Origin of the sequence: Pseudomonas sp. LPB4.O (assembly GCF_038383825.1) — a bacterium.
Classification (GTDB): Bacteria; Pseudomonadota; Gammaproteobacteria; order Pseudomonadales; family Pseudomonadaceae; genus Aquipseudomonas; species Aquipseudomonas putida.
In genome coordinates this window covers 5644869-5660694 of record NZ_CP151298.1, presented here as the reverse complement: position 1 = coordinate 5660694, position 15826 = coordinate 5644869, and the positions used below count along the sequence as shown (strand labels likewise).

At 64.4% G+C, this 15826-nt stretch carries 11 protein-coding genes; 6 read left to right on the top strand and 5 right to left on the bottom strand.

The window, feature by feature from the left end; genetic code table 11:
- Positions 1–13: 13 nt before the first annotated feature.
- The 3 genes from MRBLPB4O_RS25595 to MRBLPB4O_RS25585 all read left to right on the top strand — a co-directional run bounded on the left by MRBLPB4O_RS25595 (position 14) and on the right by MRBLPB4O_RS25585 (position 6279).
- Positions 14–4957: an Hpt domain-containing protein gene (locus MRBLPB4O_RS25595; protein WP_341796959.1), complete on the top strand. Its 4944-nt coding sequence runs from the start codon at positions 14–16 to the stop codon at positions 4955–4957.
- Complete coding sequence (locus tag MRBLPB4O_RS25590; protein ID WP_016489537.1) at positions 4950–5423, top strand: chemotaxis protein CheW; 474 nt, start codon at positions 4950–4952, stop codon at positions 5421–5423. The genes MRBLPB4O_RS25595 and MRBLPB4O_RS25590 overlap by 8 nt, the downstream gene beginning before the upstream one ends.
- 238 nt (positions 5424–5661) lie before the next feature.
- Positions 5662–6279, top strand: coding sequence for a hemolysin III family protein (locus MRBLPB4O_RS25585; protein ID WP_341796958.1), 618 nt, complete (start codon positions 5662–5664; stop codon positions 6277–6279).
- Here the strand turns inward: MRBLPB4O_RS25585 and MRBLPB4O_RS25580 are convergent, their stop codons facing one another.
- The 3 genes from MRBLPB4O_RS25580 to MRBLPB4O_RS25570 all read right to left on the bottom strand — a co-directional run bounded on the left by MRBLPB4O_RS25580 (position 6280) and on the right by MRBLPB4O_RS25570 (position 9140).
- On the bottom strand, positions 6280–6999 hold the full coding sequence (locus tag MRBLPB4O_RS25580; protein ID WP_341796957.1) for a 16S rRNA (uracil(1498)-N(3))-methyltransferase: 720 nt from the start codon (positions 6997–6999) through the stop codon (positions 6280–6282).
- 163 nt (positions 7000–7162) lie between these two features.
- Positions 7163–8569 (bottom strand): adenosylmethionine--8-amino-7-oxononanoate transaminase, encoded by a 1407-nt coding sequence (locus MRBLPB4O_RS25575; protein WP_341796956.1) that lies wholly within the window; start codon positions 8567–8569, stop codon positions 7163–7165.
- 79 nt (positions 8570–8648) lie between these two features.
- Positions 8649–9140, bottom strand: coding sequence for a hypothetical protein (locus tag MRBLPB4O_RS25570; RefSeq protein WP_341798929.1), 492 nt, complete (start codon positions 9138–9140; stop codon positions 8649–8651).
- Between the two features lie 208 nt (positions 9141–9348).
- Between MRBLPB4O_RS25570 and MRBLPB4O_RS25565 the strand changes: the two genes are divergently transcribed.
- The 3 genes from MRBLPB4O_RS25565 (at position 9349) to MRBLPB4O_RS25555 (ending at position 12623) form a co-directional block, all read left to right on the top strand.
- Positions 9349–11202, top strand: coding sequence for a flavin monoamine oxidase family protein (locus tag MRBLPB4O_RS25565; protein WP_341796955.1), 1854 nt, complete (start codon positions 9349–9351; stop codon positions 11200–11202).
- 256 nt (positions 11203–11458) lie between these two features.
- A complete protein-coding gene (locus MRBLPB4O_RS25560) occupies positions 11459–12010 on the top strand; it encodes a cytochrome b (protein ID WP_019471547.1) in 552 nt (183 codons plus the stop codon).
- Positions 12011–12044: 34 nt separating this feature from the next.
- Positions 12045–12623 (top strand): YceI family protein, encoded by a 579-nt coding sequence (locus MRBLPB4O_RS25555; protein ID WP_341796954.1) that lies wholly within the window; start codon positions 12045–12047, stop codon positions 12621–12623.
- 158 nt (positions 12624–12781) lie between these two features.
- Here MRBLPB4O_RS25555 and MRBLPB4O_RS25550 read toward each other — a convergent pair whose 3' ends face one another.
- Together MRBLPB4O_RS25550 and MRBLPB4O_RS25545 are read right to left on the bottom strand one after the other, a co-directional pair.
- Entirely contained in the window at positions 12782–14671 is a 1890-nt protein-coding gene (locus MRBLPB4O_RS25550) for a DEAD/DEAH box helicase (protein WP_341796953.1), read from the bottom strand.
- Between the two features lie 217 nt (positions 14672–14888).
- Entirely contained in the window at positions 14889–15677 is a 789-nt protein-coding gene (locus MRBLPB4O_RS25545) for a transporter substrate-binding domain-containing protein (RefSeq protein ID WP_341796952.1), read from the bottom strand.
- Positions 15678–15826 lie beyond the last annotated feature (149 nt).

Genomic DNA, 15826 nt, shown 5'->3' with positions numbered 1-15826 from the left:
CGAGGAAGTGACCATGGCATCTGCTGCTGTAAGCCCCGAGCGCCACGACACGGTCGCACTGGCCTGGACCAAGGCTGCCATTCTCGACTGCCTGGGCCAGGCGCGCCAGGCGCTGGAGCGTTTTGCCGGCGAGCCCGGCGACCTGTCGATATTGGCCTTCGTGGTCGACAACCTGCACCAGGTGCACGGCTGCCTGCGCATGCTCGAACTGCGAGGTGCGACGCGCCTGGCCGAAGAGCTGGAACTGTTCGCCAAGGCTCTGGCCGACGGCCAGGTGAGCCCGCGCGGTGATTGCCTGGGTGCGTTGTTCCGCGGCCTGGAGCAATTGCCCTCATACCTTGAGCGCTTGCGCGGTGCACGCCACGACCTGCCCTTGGTGATGCTGCCGCTGCTCAACCAGCTGCGCGCCTGCCGTGGCATCGAGCCGCTGGCCCAGGCCAGCCTGATCAGCGGTGCTGCGCAGCGCTTTGCCGGCTCCGACGACCTGGCCAACCTCGACCTGTCGCTGGGCAACTGGCGCGATCAATTACAGGCCGGGCCTGGCCGCGATGCCCTGCGCTCGGTGGTGACCGCGCTGTGCGACGACCTGATGCGCATAAAGGAGCGCCTCGACCAGTTCGTGCGCAGCGACCGTCAGCACAGCGAGCAGCTCGATGCCCTCCTGGCGCCGTTGCGCCACGTGGCCGACACCCTGGCTGTGCTGGGCTTCCAGCAACCACGGCGGGTGATCATCGACCAGGTGCTGGCGCTGCAGGCCCTGGCCCAGGGCGAACGGGCGGTAGACGACGCGGTGTTGATGGATGTAGCGGGCGCCCTCTTGTATGTGGAAGCCTCCCTGAACGGCATGGTCGGCCCGCTGGAGGAAAACGGCCAGGGCGGGCTGCCAGGTTCGGACCTGGCCGAGATACGCCAGTTGGTGCTGAACGAATCGCTGAACGTGTTGCAGCAGGGCAAAGACCTGATCGGCGATTACCTGGAGTCCGACTGGCCCCGGCAGCGCCTGCAACCCCTGCCAGGGTTGTTGCAGCAGGTTCGCGGGGCGTTGGCCATGTTGATGCTGCCCGCCGTGGCCGAACTGATTGCCGGCTGCGCAAGCTATGTGCAGCGTTGGTTGCAGCACCTGGAGGATGAGCCACCCGCTGACGAGCTGACCCACCTGGCCGAGGCCCTGAGCGCCGCTGAGTGCTACCTGCAGTGGCGGGTGGCCGACCCGCTGGCGGATGGCCAGCCGTTCATCGACATGGCGCGTGCCAGCCTGGCGGCGTTGGGCGTGCACTGTGCGCAGGCGGACGCCCGCGCGGGCCTGGATGCCGAGGGCGATGGCATCGATGACGAGCTGCGCGAGGTGTTCCTCGAAGAAGCGGGCGAGTTGCTGCCGGAAATCGAGCGCCACTGGTTGCGCTGGCGTGCCGACAACCAGCAGCGCGGGGTACTCGGGGAAGTGCGCCGTGCGCTGCATACGCTCAAAGGCAGTGGCCGCATGGTGCATGCCGAGGCGGTGGCGGAACTGGCCTGGGGGGCCGAGCACTTGCTGAACCGGGTGCTGGAGGGCCGCAGTGTGCTCAGCCCTGAAGGCGTGGTGGCCCTGCAACAGGTGTTCGTCCATCTGCCCGATCTGCTGGCCGACTTTGCCGCCGGCCAGCTGCCGCAACTGACCGAAATCGAACAACTGGCGGGGCACCTGCATGCCTTGGCTGAAAACGACGCACCCGCGGCGGCCCATATCGATGGCCTCGATCCGCAGTTGCTGGATATCTTCCGCAGTGAGGCGCTGGGCCACCTGGCCAGCCTCGATGATTTCCTGCAGGGCGCCGACGGCCATGACACGCCGGTCAGCGATGGCCTGCAACGTGCCCTGCACACGCTCAAAGGCAGTGCCGCCATGGCCGGGGTGATGCCGGTCGCCGAGCTGGCCACCGCCTTCGACCGCCTGGCCCGTGAATACAAGGGCCATCAACTGCCCCTGCAAATGGCCGAGATCGAATGGCTGGAAGCCGCGCGCTCGCTGTTCCATCTGGGCCTGGCGCAACTGGATAGCACGCCGCTGGCAGCCATCCCTGGCGCAGCGGAGCTGATCGAAACAGTTGGCCAGGCAGTAGATAACCGCCTGGCCACCGTGCATGACGAACCGCAGCATCCCCGGCGCAGCAAGCGCGACCCGCAGTTGGTTGCCAGTTTCCTCGCCCAGGCCATGGACATTCTGCTCGATGCCGAGTCGTTGCTGTCGCGCTGGCAGCAACAGCCTGGCCAGCGTGACGCACTGGATACACTGCTCGACCAGATGACCACCCTGGGCCACGCCGCGCACCTGGCCGACTTGTGGCAAATGGATGAGGTGTGCGAGGCCTTGCTGGACCTGTATGGCGCGGTAGAAGAGGGCAGCCTGCCCGCCGATGCACGCTTTTTCGCCCAGGCGCAGCACGGCCATGAAGCCCTGCTGGACATGCTCGACGAAGTGGCGGCCGGGCAGGATATCGCGTCACGGCCAGAGCTTGTCGACAGCCTGCGCAACCTGCTGGACCAGGCCCTGGCCCCGGATGCCACCGGCCTGGTGGGCATCGACACGGTCACCCCGCTGCACCCGGACATGGACCTGACGGGTACCCTGGGGCTGTCGCACACCCCTTTGCAGCCAGAGGTGGCCGAGCCACTGCCTGAAGAGCCGGAAAGCCCCGGCGAAGAGCTGCTGGAAGTGTTCCTCGAAGAAAGCTCGGACATCGTCGAGAGCGCCGCCGCATCCCTGGCACGCTGGCAGGCCGACCCGCGCAGCAGCGTCGAGGTGGACAACCTGATGCGCGATCTGCACACCCTCAAGGGCGTGGCGCGCATGGTCGAAATTGCCCCGATCGGAGATTTGGCCCACGAACTGGAGTTTCTCTACGAGCTGCTGGCTGCCGGGCGTTTGCCGCCGAGCCCGCCACTGTTCGCGTTGCTGCAGAACTGCCATGACCGCCTGGCGCACATGCTTGATGCCGTGCGCCTGGGGCAGCCATTGCATGCTGCCACGGCGCTGATCGACTATATCCGTAACTTCAGCAGCGCAGCCCTGACCGACAGTGCAGCCGGCCAAGGGCCGGTCGAAGCCGCCGCCAGCGAGGTGCCGGCGACAGCGCCAGAGCGGGCGCCAGGCGACATGGTCAAGGTTGACGCCGAGTTGCTCGATGACCTGGGCAACCTGGCCGGCGAACACTCGATCATCCGTGGGCGCATCGAGCAGCAGGTCAACGATGCGCAGTTCACCCTCAACGAGATGGAAACCACCCTGGAGCGTATGCGCGACCAGTTGCTGCGCCTGGACATCGAGACCCAGGGGCGGATCTCCAGCCGCCAGCCGTTCGAAAGCGATGCCTATGATGACTTCGACCCCCTGGAAATGGACCGCCACTCGCAGTTGCAGCAACTGTCGCGGGCCTTGTTCGAGTCTGCCTCGGACTTGCTCGACCTGAAGGAAACCCTGGCCCAGCGTGCCCAGGAGGCCTACAGCCTGCTGCAGCAGCAGGCGCGGGTGAACAGCCAGTTGCAGGAAGGCCTGACCGCCACCCTGATGGTGCCCTTCGAACGCCTGGTGCCACGCCTGCAGCGTGTGGTGCGGCAGGTGGCCAGCGAGCTGGGCAAGCAGGTGGAACTGGTGGTCGGCAACGCCGAAGGCGAACTGGACCGCAGTGTGCTCGAACGTATGGTGGCGCCGCTGGAGCACATGCTGCGCAACGCAGTGGACCATGGCCTGGAAAGCCGCGAAGCGCGGCTGGCCGCTGGCAAGCCGGAGCAGGGCACCATCCACCTGAATTTGCTGCACGAAGGCGCCGATATCGTTATCGAAATGATTGACGACGGTGCCGGTGTGCCCCTGGACGCGGTGCGGCGCAAGGCCATCAAGCGCGGCCTGCTGGACCCGCAGGCGGACTTGAGCGATCACGAGATCCTGCAGTTCATCCTGCGCCCGGGCTTTTCCACCGCCGAGAAGATCACCCAGATATCCGGGCGCGGCCTGGGCATGGACGTGGTGCACGAGGAGGTCAAGCAGCTGGGTGGCTCGATGAGCATCGAGTCGGCCCAGGGCAAGGGTGCGCGCTTCTTGATCCGGCTGCCGTTCACCGTATCGATCAACCGTGTGCTGATGGTGCACTTGGGCGAAGAGCAATACGCCATCCCGCTCAACACCATCGAGGGCATCGTCCGCGTACCGCCGGCAGAGCTGGCGGCTTGTTATCAGCTGGACACGCCCCGCTATGTCTACGCCGGCCACGAATACGAGCTGCGCTACCTGGGCGAGTTGCTGCAAGGCCTGCCGCGCCCCGCGCTGCTGGGGCAGAGCGTGCCGTTGCCGGTGCTGCTGGTGCATTCCAAGGAGCAGTCGTTCGCCATCCAGGCCGACAGCCTGTCGCCCAGCCGCGAGATTGTGGTGAAGAGCCTGGGGCCACAGTTTGCTGCGGTTGCCGGGTTGTCGGGGGCGACGTTGCTGGGCGATGGCCGGGTCGTGCTGATTCTCGACCTGCTTGGCCAGTTGCGCGGCCAGCAGCGGCGCCTGGCCCGCTTGCCCGGCGGCGGCACCCAGCGCCAGCTGCTCGGCCCCGCGCCGCGGCGTGCGTTACTGGTGATGGTGGTGGACGATTCGGTAACCGTGCGCAAAGTTACCAGCCGCCTGCTGGAGCGCCACGGCATGAGCGTGCTGACGGCCAAGGACGGGGTCGATGCCATGGCCCTGCTGGCAGAGCACCGCCCCGACGTGTTGCTGCTGGACATCGAAATGCCACGCATGGACGGCTTCGAGGTGGCCACGCGCATTCGCCGTGACGAGCGGCTGAAGGACCTGCCGATCATCATGATCACTTCGCGCACCGGGCAGAAGCACCGCGACCGTGCCATGGCCATCGGCGTCAACGAATACCTGGGCAAGCCGTACCAGGAGTCTCTGCTGTTGCAGAGCATTGCCCACTGGAGCCAAACCCATGCTTGAACTGATCTCCGGCCAGCGCAGCAGCCTGACCGGGCTGTTGCTGCCATTGGGTGACCGTACCCTGGTGCTGCCCAACGTGGCGGTGGCCGAGCTGAGCGGCCAGCGCAACCTGGTGTGCCAGCCCGGCGACCCCGCCTGGCACCTGGGCTGGATCGACTGGCGGCAGCAACGCCTGCCGCTGATCGGCTTCGAGGCGGCGTGCGGTGGGGAAACACCGTGCGGTGAGCGGGCCCGGGTGGTGGTGCTCAATGCACTGGGTGATACCGGCCTGCGCTACCTGGCGCTGTTGCTGCAAGACATCCCGCGCTCGTGCAAGCTCGACAGCCAGCTGAACTACGTGGATGTGGCGCTGGGCAGGCTGGAGCTGGCGGCGGTGCAGGTGGGCGAGCAGGTGGCCCGGGTGCCGGACCTGGTTGCCTTGGAAAGGCTGGTGCGTGACGCGGATCTGCAACCTGACCTTGGGTAGGATGTAAGGCACAGGGCGTAGTCGTCTGGATGTGGGAATCGGGCTACCGCAACACCCTGTAGGAGCAGCCTTGTGCTGCGAAGAGGCCGGTAAGGCTGAAGGTCATCTTCGGCTGCTATGGCCTCTTCGCAGCACAAGGCTGCTCCTACAGGGCTTGTGTTTACCTTGAAATCGACACCGGGTGAGGCCATCAGCATCACATCAGGAACCCAGCCCACCTGAAGAGGTCTGTGTTTGCATGTATTACGGTGAACGCTTCAACGCCTGGACCCACCTGGTCGGTGCTGTCCTGGCCTGTATCGGTGCCATCTGGCTGATCGTGGTCGCGGGCCTGCAAGGCGACCCGTGGAAGATCGTCAGTTTCTCCATCTACGGCGGTACGCTGCTGTTGCTGTACAGCATCTCCACCCTGTACCACAGCACCCGCGGGCGGGCGAAGGTGATCATGCGCAAGCTCGATCACCTGTCGATCTACCTGCTGATCGCCGGTAGCTACACGCCCTTCTGTCTCGTCAGCCTGCGTGGCCCCTGGGGCTGGAGCCTGTTCGGCGTGGTCTGGGGGCTGGCGGTGATCGGCATGTTGCAGGAGATCAAGCCGCGCTCCGAAGCGCGGGTCCTGTCTATCATCATTTATGCCGTGATGGGCTGGATCGTGCTGGTGGCAGTGAAGCCGTTGCTGCACTCGCTGGGCGGCGTCGGCTTTGCCTGGCTGGCCGCCGGCGGGGTGTTCTACACCGTGGGCATCATCTTCTTCGCGCTCGACAGCCGTTTGCGCCACGCGCACGGCATTTGGCACCTGTTCGTGATTACCGGCAGCCTGCTGCACTTCGTGGCGGTGTCGTTCTACGTGCTCTAGTTAAAAATCCCCCCACAATTGCTGTGCCACCGACAGCGCCACCACTGGCGCAGTTTCGGTGCGCAGCACCCGTGGCCCAAGGCGGGCGGCGTGGAAGCCGGACGCTTTGGCCTGCTCGACTTCGGCCTCGCTCAGGCCGCCTTCGGGGCCGATCAGAAACGCCAGGGTCGCAGGTTTTTCGTGGCTGGTAAGCGGCTCGGCCACCGGGTGCAGGACCAGTTTCAGGTCCGCCTGGGTGCTGCCCAGCCATTCGGCCATGGTCACGGGTGGATGGATGACCGGCAAGGTGGAGCGGCCGCATTGTTCGCAGGCGCTGATCGCCACTTGGCGCCAGTGGGCCAGGCGCTTGTCGGCGCGCTCGTCTTTCAACCGCACTTCGCAGCGTTCGCTGACGATCGGGGTGATCTCGTTGGCGCCAAGCTCGGTGGCTTTCTGGATCGCCCAGTCCATGCGCTCGCCACGGGACAGGCCCTGGCCGAGGTGCACGTGCAACGGTGAATCGGCCTGGCCGGCGAGGGCCCGGCCGAGGCTGACGCGTACGGTTTTCTTGCCCACTTCAAGCAATTGGCCGAGGTATTCCTGGCCGCTGCCGTCGAACAGCTGCACGGCGTCGCCGGGGGCCATGCGCAGTACGCGGCCGATGTAGTGGGCCTGGGCTTCGGGCAGGTCGTGCTCGCCAAGGCTCAGGGGGGCGTCGATGAAGAAGCGGGAAAGTCTCATGGGTTTGCTCGGTAAATAGAGAGACACAGATTCCCTGTGGGAGCGGGCGTGTCGATGCGTCGAACCGCCGCGAATCAGGCGCTGCGGTGCCTGGCAAGGGCTTCGCCCTTGTTCGCGGGCACGCCCGCTCCCACAGGAAAAGTGGTGTGGCGAATTGCCGGGCCTAGCCCGGGTCGCGGAAGTCGGGGTGGAAGTTGGCCGGCACGGCAACACTGACGCTGTCGCGGGTGGCGATGTCGATGCCTTCGCTGGCAACTTCTGCAAGGAAGTCGATCTGCTCCGGGGTGATCACGTACGGCGGCAGGAAGTACACCACGCTGCCCAACGGCCGTAGCAGGGCGCCGCGGGTCAGGGCGTGTTCGAACACCTTCAGGCCACGTCGCTCCTGCCAGGGGTAGGCCACCTTGCCAGCTTTGTCCTTGACCACCTCGATGGCCAAGGCCATGCCGGTCTGGCGGATTTCGGCAACGTGAGCATGATCGGCCAGGTGCGCAGTGGCGGTGGCCATGCGCGTGGCCAGGGCCTTGTTGGCCTCGATCACGTTGTCTTGCTGGAAAATGTCCAGGGTCGCCAGCGCCGCAGCGCACGCCAGCGGGTTGCCGGTGTAGCTGTGCGAGTGCAGGAACGCGCGCAGGGTCGGGTAGTCGTCATAGAACGCCTGGTAGACCTTGTCGGTGGTCAGGCAGGCGGCCAGCGGCAGGTAGCCACCGGTCAGGGCCTTGGACAGGCACAGGAAGTCTGGCCGGATGCCGGCCTGTTCGCAGGCGAACATCGTGCCGGTACGGCCAAAGCCCACGGCAATTTCATCGTGGATCAGGTGCACGTCGTAGCGGTCGCAGGCCTCGCGCAGCAGCTTGAGGTACACCGGGTGGTACATGCGCATGCCGCCGGCACCCTGGATCAGCGGCTCGACGATCACGGCGCTGATCGAGGCGTGGTGCTCGGCCAAGGTCTGCTCCATGGCGGCGAACATGTTGCGCGAGTGCTCTTCCCAGCTCATGCCCTCTGGGCGCAGGTAGCAGTCGGGGCTAGGCACCTTGATCGTGTCCAGCAGCAACGCCTTGTAGGTTTCGGTGAACAGCGGCACATCACCTACCGACATGGCGGCGATGGTTTCGCCGTGGTAGCTGTTGGTCAGGGTGACGAAGCGCTTCTTGTCCGGTTTGCCGACGTTCTGCCAGTAGTGGAAGCTCATCTTCAGCGCCACTTCGATGCAGGACGAGCCGTTGTCGGCGTAGAACACCCGGTCGAGACCGGCCGGGGTCATGGCCACCAGGCGCTCGGACAGCTCGATGACCGGCTGATGGCTGAAACCGGCCAGGATCACGTGCTCCAGTTGGTCGACCTGGTCCTTGATGCGCTGGTTGATGCGCGGGTTGGCGTGGCCGAACACATTGACCCACCAACTGCTCACCGCGTCCAGGTAGCGTTTGCCTTCGAAGTCCTCCAGCCACACGCCTTCGCCGCGCTTGATCGGGATCAGCGGCAGCTGCTCGTGGTCTTTCATCTGGGTGCAGGGGTGCCACAGAACCTTGAGGTCGCGTTGCATCCACTGATCATTGAGGCCCATGGGCACTTCTCCTGGCTTTGCGGCGTGGTTCGACCGCGTAAGCCTAAGCAATGCGGCAAGGCAGGACAACCGCTGCCTTTCAATGGCGGTGGGTGCCGGTCCATTCGAGCCGCCGGATGTGCACGGTACCGGCCTGCGAAGTGGAGATGGTCAGGCGGCGGAAGGGGCCGTCGATCACCTGGTGGTAGGGGTTCGTGGCGATGGGGCCAGGGCGCAGGTCGCGAAACCCGCTGCCTTCCACGGTGAGCCAGTAGAAGTTGCGCGGTATCGGGGTGGCCAGGTCGCAATCTACTCTTTCAGCATCGAACAGCATGTGCAGGTCGTCGCAGAGAAAGTCGCTGACTACGTAGTATTCCAGGCGCAGGCACTCGACTTCCTGGGCGAACACGATTTCCACGTCGCTGTGTTCCCCGATGACCAGTTCGGTACCGTCTTCACCCCTGAACGCTTCATGAAAGCCGGTCCATGAGGTGCTGTTGGAGCGGATACTCAGGCCGGAGGCTGTATGCAGCGTCTTTTTGTGCCACAGAAGCTGCCGTTCGACGTGTTGGAAGTGCTCCTCGAAGATCATGCGCATGCCCTCCTGGCGGGGCTTCTGGCCAGTTTCGCCAGCTTCGCCTGCCGCCGTGTGACATGGCTACTGGCAAAAATGTCAGTTGCCAAAAGGACTTGATGTCACTGCGCTGGCAGGGTGGTCGGACCTGACGTATTCTTAACGCATCGTCCCGGGGCATTCCTGCCTCTCCCCGTTTGTAACCTCTGACTCGGAGTCCGCCGACATGGCTGCTGCTTGGGTGCGCCTGTGCGCGTTGGTATTGATTGGTGTCTCCAGCGGCGCCGCGCTGGCTAAGGACAAGACGCCCACGGCGATTGTCGTGGGTGGCGGCCTGGCGGGCCTGACGGCAGCGTACGAGCTGCAAAACAAAGGCTGGCAGGTGACCCTGCTGGAAGCCAAGTCGGGCATGGGCGGGCGTTCTGGCCTGGCCACCAGCGAGTGGATCGGCAATGCCAAGGCGCAACCGGTGCTCAACCAGTACCTTGACCGTTTCAAGCTTGAAACACTGCCGGCACCGGAGTTCGTGCGTACACCCGGTTACCTGATCGACGGTGAGTACTTCAGCGCCGCCGACCTGGCCACCAAGCAACCGGCTACCGCCGAAGCGCTCAAGCGCTACGAGAAAACCCTCGATGACCTGGCCCGTTCGATCGATGACCCGCTGAACCCGCAGGCAACCAGCACGCTGTTCGCCCTCGACCAGATCAACGTCTCCACCTGGCTGGACAAACTGCAACTGCCTGCCACCGCCCGTCAGTTGGTCAACCAGCAGATCCGTACCCGTTACGATGAACCGTCGCGCCTCTCGCTGCTGTATTTCGCCCAGCAGAACCGTGTGTACCGCGGTGTCAGCGACCGTGACCTGCGTGCCGCGCGCCTGCCCGGTGGCAGCCCGGTGCTGGCCCAGGCCTTCGTCAAGCAGCTGAAGACCATCAAGACCAGCTCGCCGGTCACCGCCATCGTCCAGGACAAGGATGGCGTAACGGTAAAAGTCGGCAGCGTCGGCTACCAGGCTGATTACCTGGTCATGGCCGTGCCGCTGCGTGCCCTGGCCAAGATCCAGATGACCCCGGGCCTGGACACCCAGCACGTGGCGGCGCTCAGAGGCACCAACTATGGCTGGCGCGACCAGCTGATGCTCAAGTTCAAGAAGCCCGTGTGGGAAAGCCGCGCGCGCATGTCGGGCGAAATCTTCAGTAACGCCGGCCTCGGCATGCTGTGGATCGAGCCTGCGCTCAAGGGCGGCGCCAACGTGGTGATCAACCTTTCCGGTGACAACGCCCGCCTGCTGCAGGCGTTCGGCGACAAGCAGATGGTCGATCAGGTGCTGATCCGCCTGCATGCGTTCTACCCGCAGGCCCGTGGTGCCTTCACCGGTTACGAGGTCAAGCGCTACAGCACTGACGCCGGTACCGGCGGCGCTTACCTGGCCTATGGCCCGGGGCAGATCAGCAAATACTGGCGCCTGTGGGAGCGCCCGGTGCAGCGCATCACCTTTGCCGGTGAACACACCGATGCCCTGTACCCGGGCACACTGGAAGGCGCCCTGCGCAGTGGCCAGCGTGCGGCCAGCCAAGCACAGGACCTGTTGGCCGGGAAGTCGTTCGACCCCGCCAAGGCGGTGCCGGTTGCGGCGGCAGCTGCAGCAGGTGCAGCTGCGGCCAAGGACAGCAAGGGCGGGTTCTTCTCCAATATGTTTGGTGGTTCGTCCGACAAGGCCGACAAGGCTGACAAACCGCCGGTCAAGGCTGAGCCGAAGCAGGCCGAAGAGTCCAGGCAGGACAAGCCAGGTTTCTTCAAACGCCTGTTTGGCGGGGCGGATACGCCAGAGGTGAAGGCTGAGCCAATCGCCAAGGCAGAGGAAGTGGCGCCGGCACCTGCGCCTGCTCCCCAGGCCGCGCCAGCTCCGGCAGCGCCTGCACCTGTCACCAAGGAAGCGGCAGCCAAGCCTGCGGCAACCAAGGCTGCCCCGGCCAAGCATGCGCCGGCGCGCAAGCCGGCCGAAACGAAGAAGGCAACTGCCAAATCCGAGCCGACCAAGAAACCTGTGGCCAGTAGCCAGGCCAAGGCTGGCTGATTGATCGACAGTGCCGGCCTCTTCGCAGCACAAGGCTGCTCCTACAGGCACCGCATACCCCTGTAGGAGCAGCCTTGTGCTGCGAAGAGGCCTGTACTGGCATCCTCTACTTCCCCGACTATCGTTAATGTTTCCTTAATGGCAAGCTTACAGAATACATATCGGATTTCTCGATAAACCGAAGCAACTTTTTCCGCTTTTCTTCGATACGTTACGCGTTAGTCTGTGCACAGCTTTCACGGGGATACACGCCAACATGCAACTGCGCAATTCACCTTCTCGCTACGGCGTGGTCAGCATCATCCTGCACTGGGGCGTGGCGCTGGCAGTCTTCGGCCTGTTCGGCCTGGGCCTGTGGATGGTCGGCCTCGACTATTACAGCCCTTGGCGCAAAGCCGGCCCGGACCTGCACAAAAGCATCGGCCTGGTGTTGCTGGCGGTGATGCTGCTGCGGGTAGTCTGGCGTTTCATCAGCCCGCCACCACCGGCCCCCGCCAACCATGGCGCAGTCACACGCCTGGCGGCCAAGCTTGGCCACCTGGCCCTGTACCTGGGTCTGTTTGCGGTAATGGCTGCCGGATACCTGATTTCTACCGCCGACGGCGTCGGCATTCCGGTGTTTGGCCTGTTCGAAGTGCCGGCACTGATCAGCGACCTGCCTGACCAGGCAGATGTTGCGGGTGTGATTCATCTTTGGCTGGCCTGGGGCCTGGTGATTTTTGCCGTGCTGCATGCCCTGGCAGCGCTCAAGCACCATTTCATCGACCGTGACGCGACCCTGACTCGAATGTTGGGCCGCAAAGCTTGACTCTCCACCACAATTGCATAGGAAGGAAATAAGGATGTTGAAAAAGACTTTTGCCGCTCTGGCGCTCGGTACCGCTCTGCTTTCCGCCGGCCAGGTCATGGCTGCCGAGTACAAGATCGACAAGGAAGGCCAGCACGCGTTCGTCGACTGGAAAATCAGCCACCTGGGCTACAGCTTCATCCACGGTACCTTCAAGGACTTCGACGGCAACTTCACTTGGGACAGCGCCAAGCCAGAAGCCAGCAAGATCAGCGTCGACCTGAAAACCGCCAGCCTGTGGTCGAACCACGCCGAGCGTGACAAGCACATTGCCAGCGCCGATTTCCTCGACGTGAAGAAGTACCCTGAAGCCAAGTTCGTCTCCACCGCCGTCAAGTCGACTGGCGAAAAGACTGCTGACGTGACCGGCGACCTGACCCTGCACGGCGTGACCAAGCCGGTCACCTTCAAGGCTACCTTCAACGGTGAAGGCAAGGACCCATGGGGCGGTGAGCGCGCTGGTTTCAACGCCACCACTACCCTCAACCTGAACGACTTCGGCATCAAGGGCCCAGGCGCGACTTCGCAGACCCTGGACCTGGATATCAGTGTTGAAGGTGTGAAGCAGAAGTAATCTGCTTTAAGTGAAAGACCGAGGGGGCTGCTTCGCAGCCCGTTCGCGGCACAAGGCCGCTCCTACAGGTATTGCGCAGTATGTAAAATCTGCGCAATACCTGTAGGAGCGGCCTTGTGCCGCGAACGGGCCGCAAAGCGGCCCCCTCATGCTTTCTATCAGCCCTTGCGGGTCAGTAGCGCCGGGCGCTCACCGCGCGGGCGGCTTGGCAGGTCATCCAGTTGCTCAGGTGTCGGGAAACGGTCGAGTTTGGATTCCTTGCGGATGATCACTGGCTGTTTTTCCGGCTGGCGCTGGTTGCTCACGGCCGGCTCTTGCCGGGCAGAATCGTCACGGTTCGGGCGACCACGGCCACCGCCGCCATCACGACGGGCACCGCCACCGTTGTTGGCGCGGGGCGGGCGTTTTTCGCCGCCGGCACTGCCACCATTGCGTTGCTGGCCGCCACTGCGAGCCTGGCCCTGGCCCCCGGTGTTGCTGCGTTGGCCGGTACCCTGGGCTTGGCCAGCACCACCGCCTGGGCGGCGATTGCGGCCCTGGTTCTTGCCTTGGTACGGGCTGACATAGTCGGCACGGTTGCCGAAGTTGTCGACGTCGTCGTCCAGGAATACTTCCGGGTCGCGGTTACCCTGTGCTTTAGGCTCGCTGCTGGCCTGCTGCTGTGGCTGGCGCGGCTTTTTGTCACGCGGTTTACGCGGCTGCTGTTGCTTGTCGCCGCTCTTTTCCTTGTCGGCCGGCTTGTCGGCAGCCTGTGGCTTGGCCCTGCCTTTATCCTTGCCTTTGTCCTTGCGGCCGCCGTTGGAGTCTTTACCCCCTTCGCCACGGGCCTGCTGGTTGCGACCGCCACGGCCGTTGCCCTGCGGGCGCTCGCGTACTTCGGGTTTCTCGGCTTCCACCTGGCTGGCGTCAAAGCCCATCAGGTCGCCGTCCGCGATCTTCTGCCGGGTTACCCGCTCGATGCTCTTGAGCAGCTTTTCTTCATCCGGTGCGACCAGCGAAATGGCCTCGCCCGAACGACCGGCGCGGCCAGTACGACCGATACGGTGTACGTAATCTTCCTCGACATTCGGCAGCTCGAAGTTGACCACGTGGGGCAACTGGTCGATGTCCAGGCCGCGGGCGGCGATGTCGGTGGCGACCAGTACGCGCACGCTGTTGGCCTTGAAGTCGGCCAGGGCCTTGGTGCGGGCGTTCTGGCTCTTGTTGCCGTGAATCGCGGCGGCGGTCAGGCCTTGTTTTTCAAGGTACTCGGCCAGGCGGTTGGCGCCGTGCTTGGTACGGGTGAACACCAATACCTGTTCCCAGGCACCCAGGGTGATCAGGTGTGCCAGCAGCGCACGCTTGTGGCTGGCGGGCAGGCGGTAGACGCGCTGCTCGATACGCTCGACGGTGGTGTTCGGCGGTGTCACCTCGATACGCTCCGGGTTGTGCAGGAGCTTGTCGGCGAGGTCGGTGATGTCCTTGGAGAAGGTGGCCGAGAACAGCAGGTTCTGGCGCTTGGATGGCAGGCGTGCCAGTACCTTCTTGACGTCGTGGATGAAGCCCATGTCGAGCATGCGGTCGGCTTCGTCGAGCACCAGGATTTCCACGTGGGCCAGGTCGACCTTGCCTTGGCCGGCCAGGTCGAGCAGGCGGCCCGGGCAGGCAACCAGCACGTCAACGCCTTTGGCAATCGCCTGGACCTGCGGGTTCATGCCAACGCCGCCAAAGATGCAGGCGCTGACCAGTGGCAGGTCACGGGCATAGACCTTGAAGCTGTCGTGCACCTGGGCTGCCAGCTCGCGGGTCGGGGTCAGGACGAGCACGCGCGGTTGGCGCGGGCCGTGACGCTGCGACTTGTCGGGGTGGCCGGCCGGGAACAGGCGCTCGAGAATCGGCAGGGCGAAGCCGCCGGTTTTACCAGTACCTGTCTGTGCGGCAACCATCAGGTCGCGGCCTTGCAACACGGCGGGAATCGCCCGCTGTTGCACGGGGGTCGGCTGGGTATAGCCCGCAGCCTCGATAGCGCGGACAAGAGCCTCGGAGAGACCGAGGGAAGCAAAGGACATGGGCGATCCTGTTCTCGTGTGGGCTGGGCCCGTTGGGATGTTCTGCCTGGCGCGACGGGCATCGGTGGGATGCGATCGCGTCCGGTCCAGCTGGGCTTTCACTGCACATCCGGGAAACGGAGGGGAACGCCAGGGGGCGTCGGTGCCGATCGGGATGCCTGTTGCGAGGCCGAGCGTCCGGGCGTGAGCCGGGCGGGAAGGCCCGAGTATAACAGAGCTATCGCGCTGTGCTGCTTTCCTGCTGCTCAACGGCGTTGAGAATGTTTCCGATGTCGCCTGTGTACCGGTGGCTTATGGCGGCAAAGGCCGGTTCCTGCTTGAAACGCTGCAGTTCTTCGGCAAAGGCCAGGGCCAGTGTTTCGCGCCCCGGTTTGCGCACCAGCCCCAGGTACTGGGCCTGGCGGTTGATCACCAGCGGCAGTTCCTCGACTTGCTGCTCCATGCCCAGCTGCTGGATCAGGTAATGCCCGACCACGCGGTCGGTGATTGCCAGGTCGATACGGCCCAGCAGCAGTTTGCCGAAGTTGGCTTCCTGTGTCGGCGCCGCTTCACGTCGAAAATGCGTGGCCAGGTTGAACGCAGCGCCATAGGCGTAGCCGGGCGAGGTGCCTACGGTGAGGCCTGTGAGGTCTTCAGGCCCGGCCACGGCATGGCGGCGTGCACGGGCCTGGAACAGCACGAACTCGACCTCCGACAAGGGCTCGGGGGCGTACACCAGATAGGGGCGCCGGGTTTCGCTCTGGAAGATGTCCAGAATGCCGTCGGCCAGACCTTGCTCGATCATTGCCAGGCAGCGCTTCCACGGCAGGAACTGCCATTCCACTTCGACACCCAGGCGTTTTAATACCTCGGTGGTGACTTCGTAGTCGATACCGCGTGGTTGGCCATCGTGCTGATAAATGTAGGGCGCCCAGTCATCGGATACCAGGCGCAGGCGCTCGCCCAGGGCCAACGGGCTCAGGCAGGCGAGCAGCAGGATCCAGAACAGGCGGGCGACGAGTGGCATGGCCGGAGATTACGCGCTCGGCCGAATCAAGGCCAGAGGCCTGATATTCAAAGCGGCCGCGATCTTGTGGGGTAATTGTCCTGCTCAGATACTGATCTGCGGGAGCGGGCATGCCCGCTCCCGCAGGGACGATGTAAGGCAATGGGGTG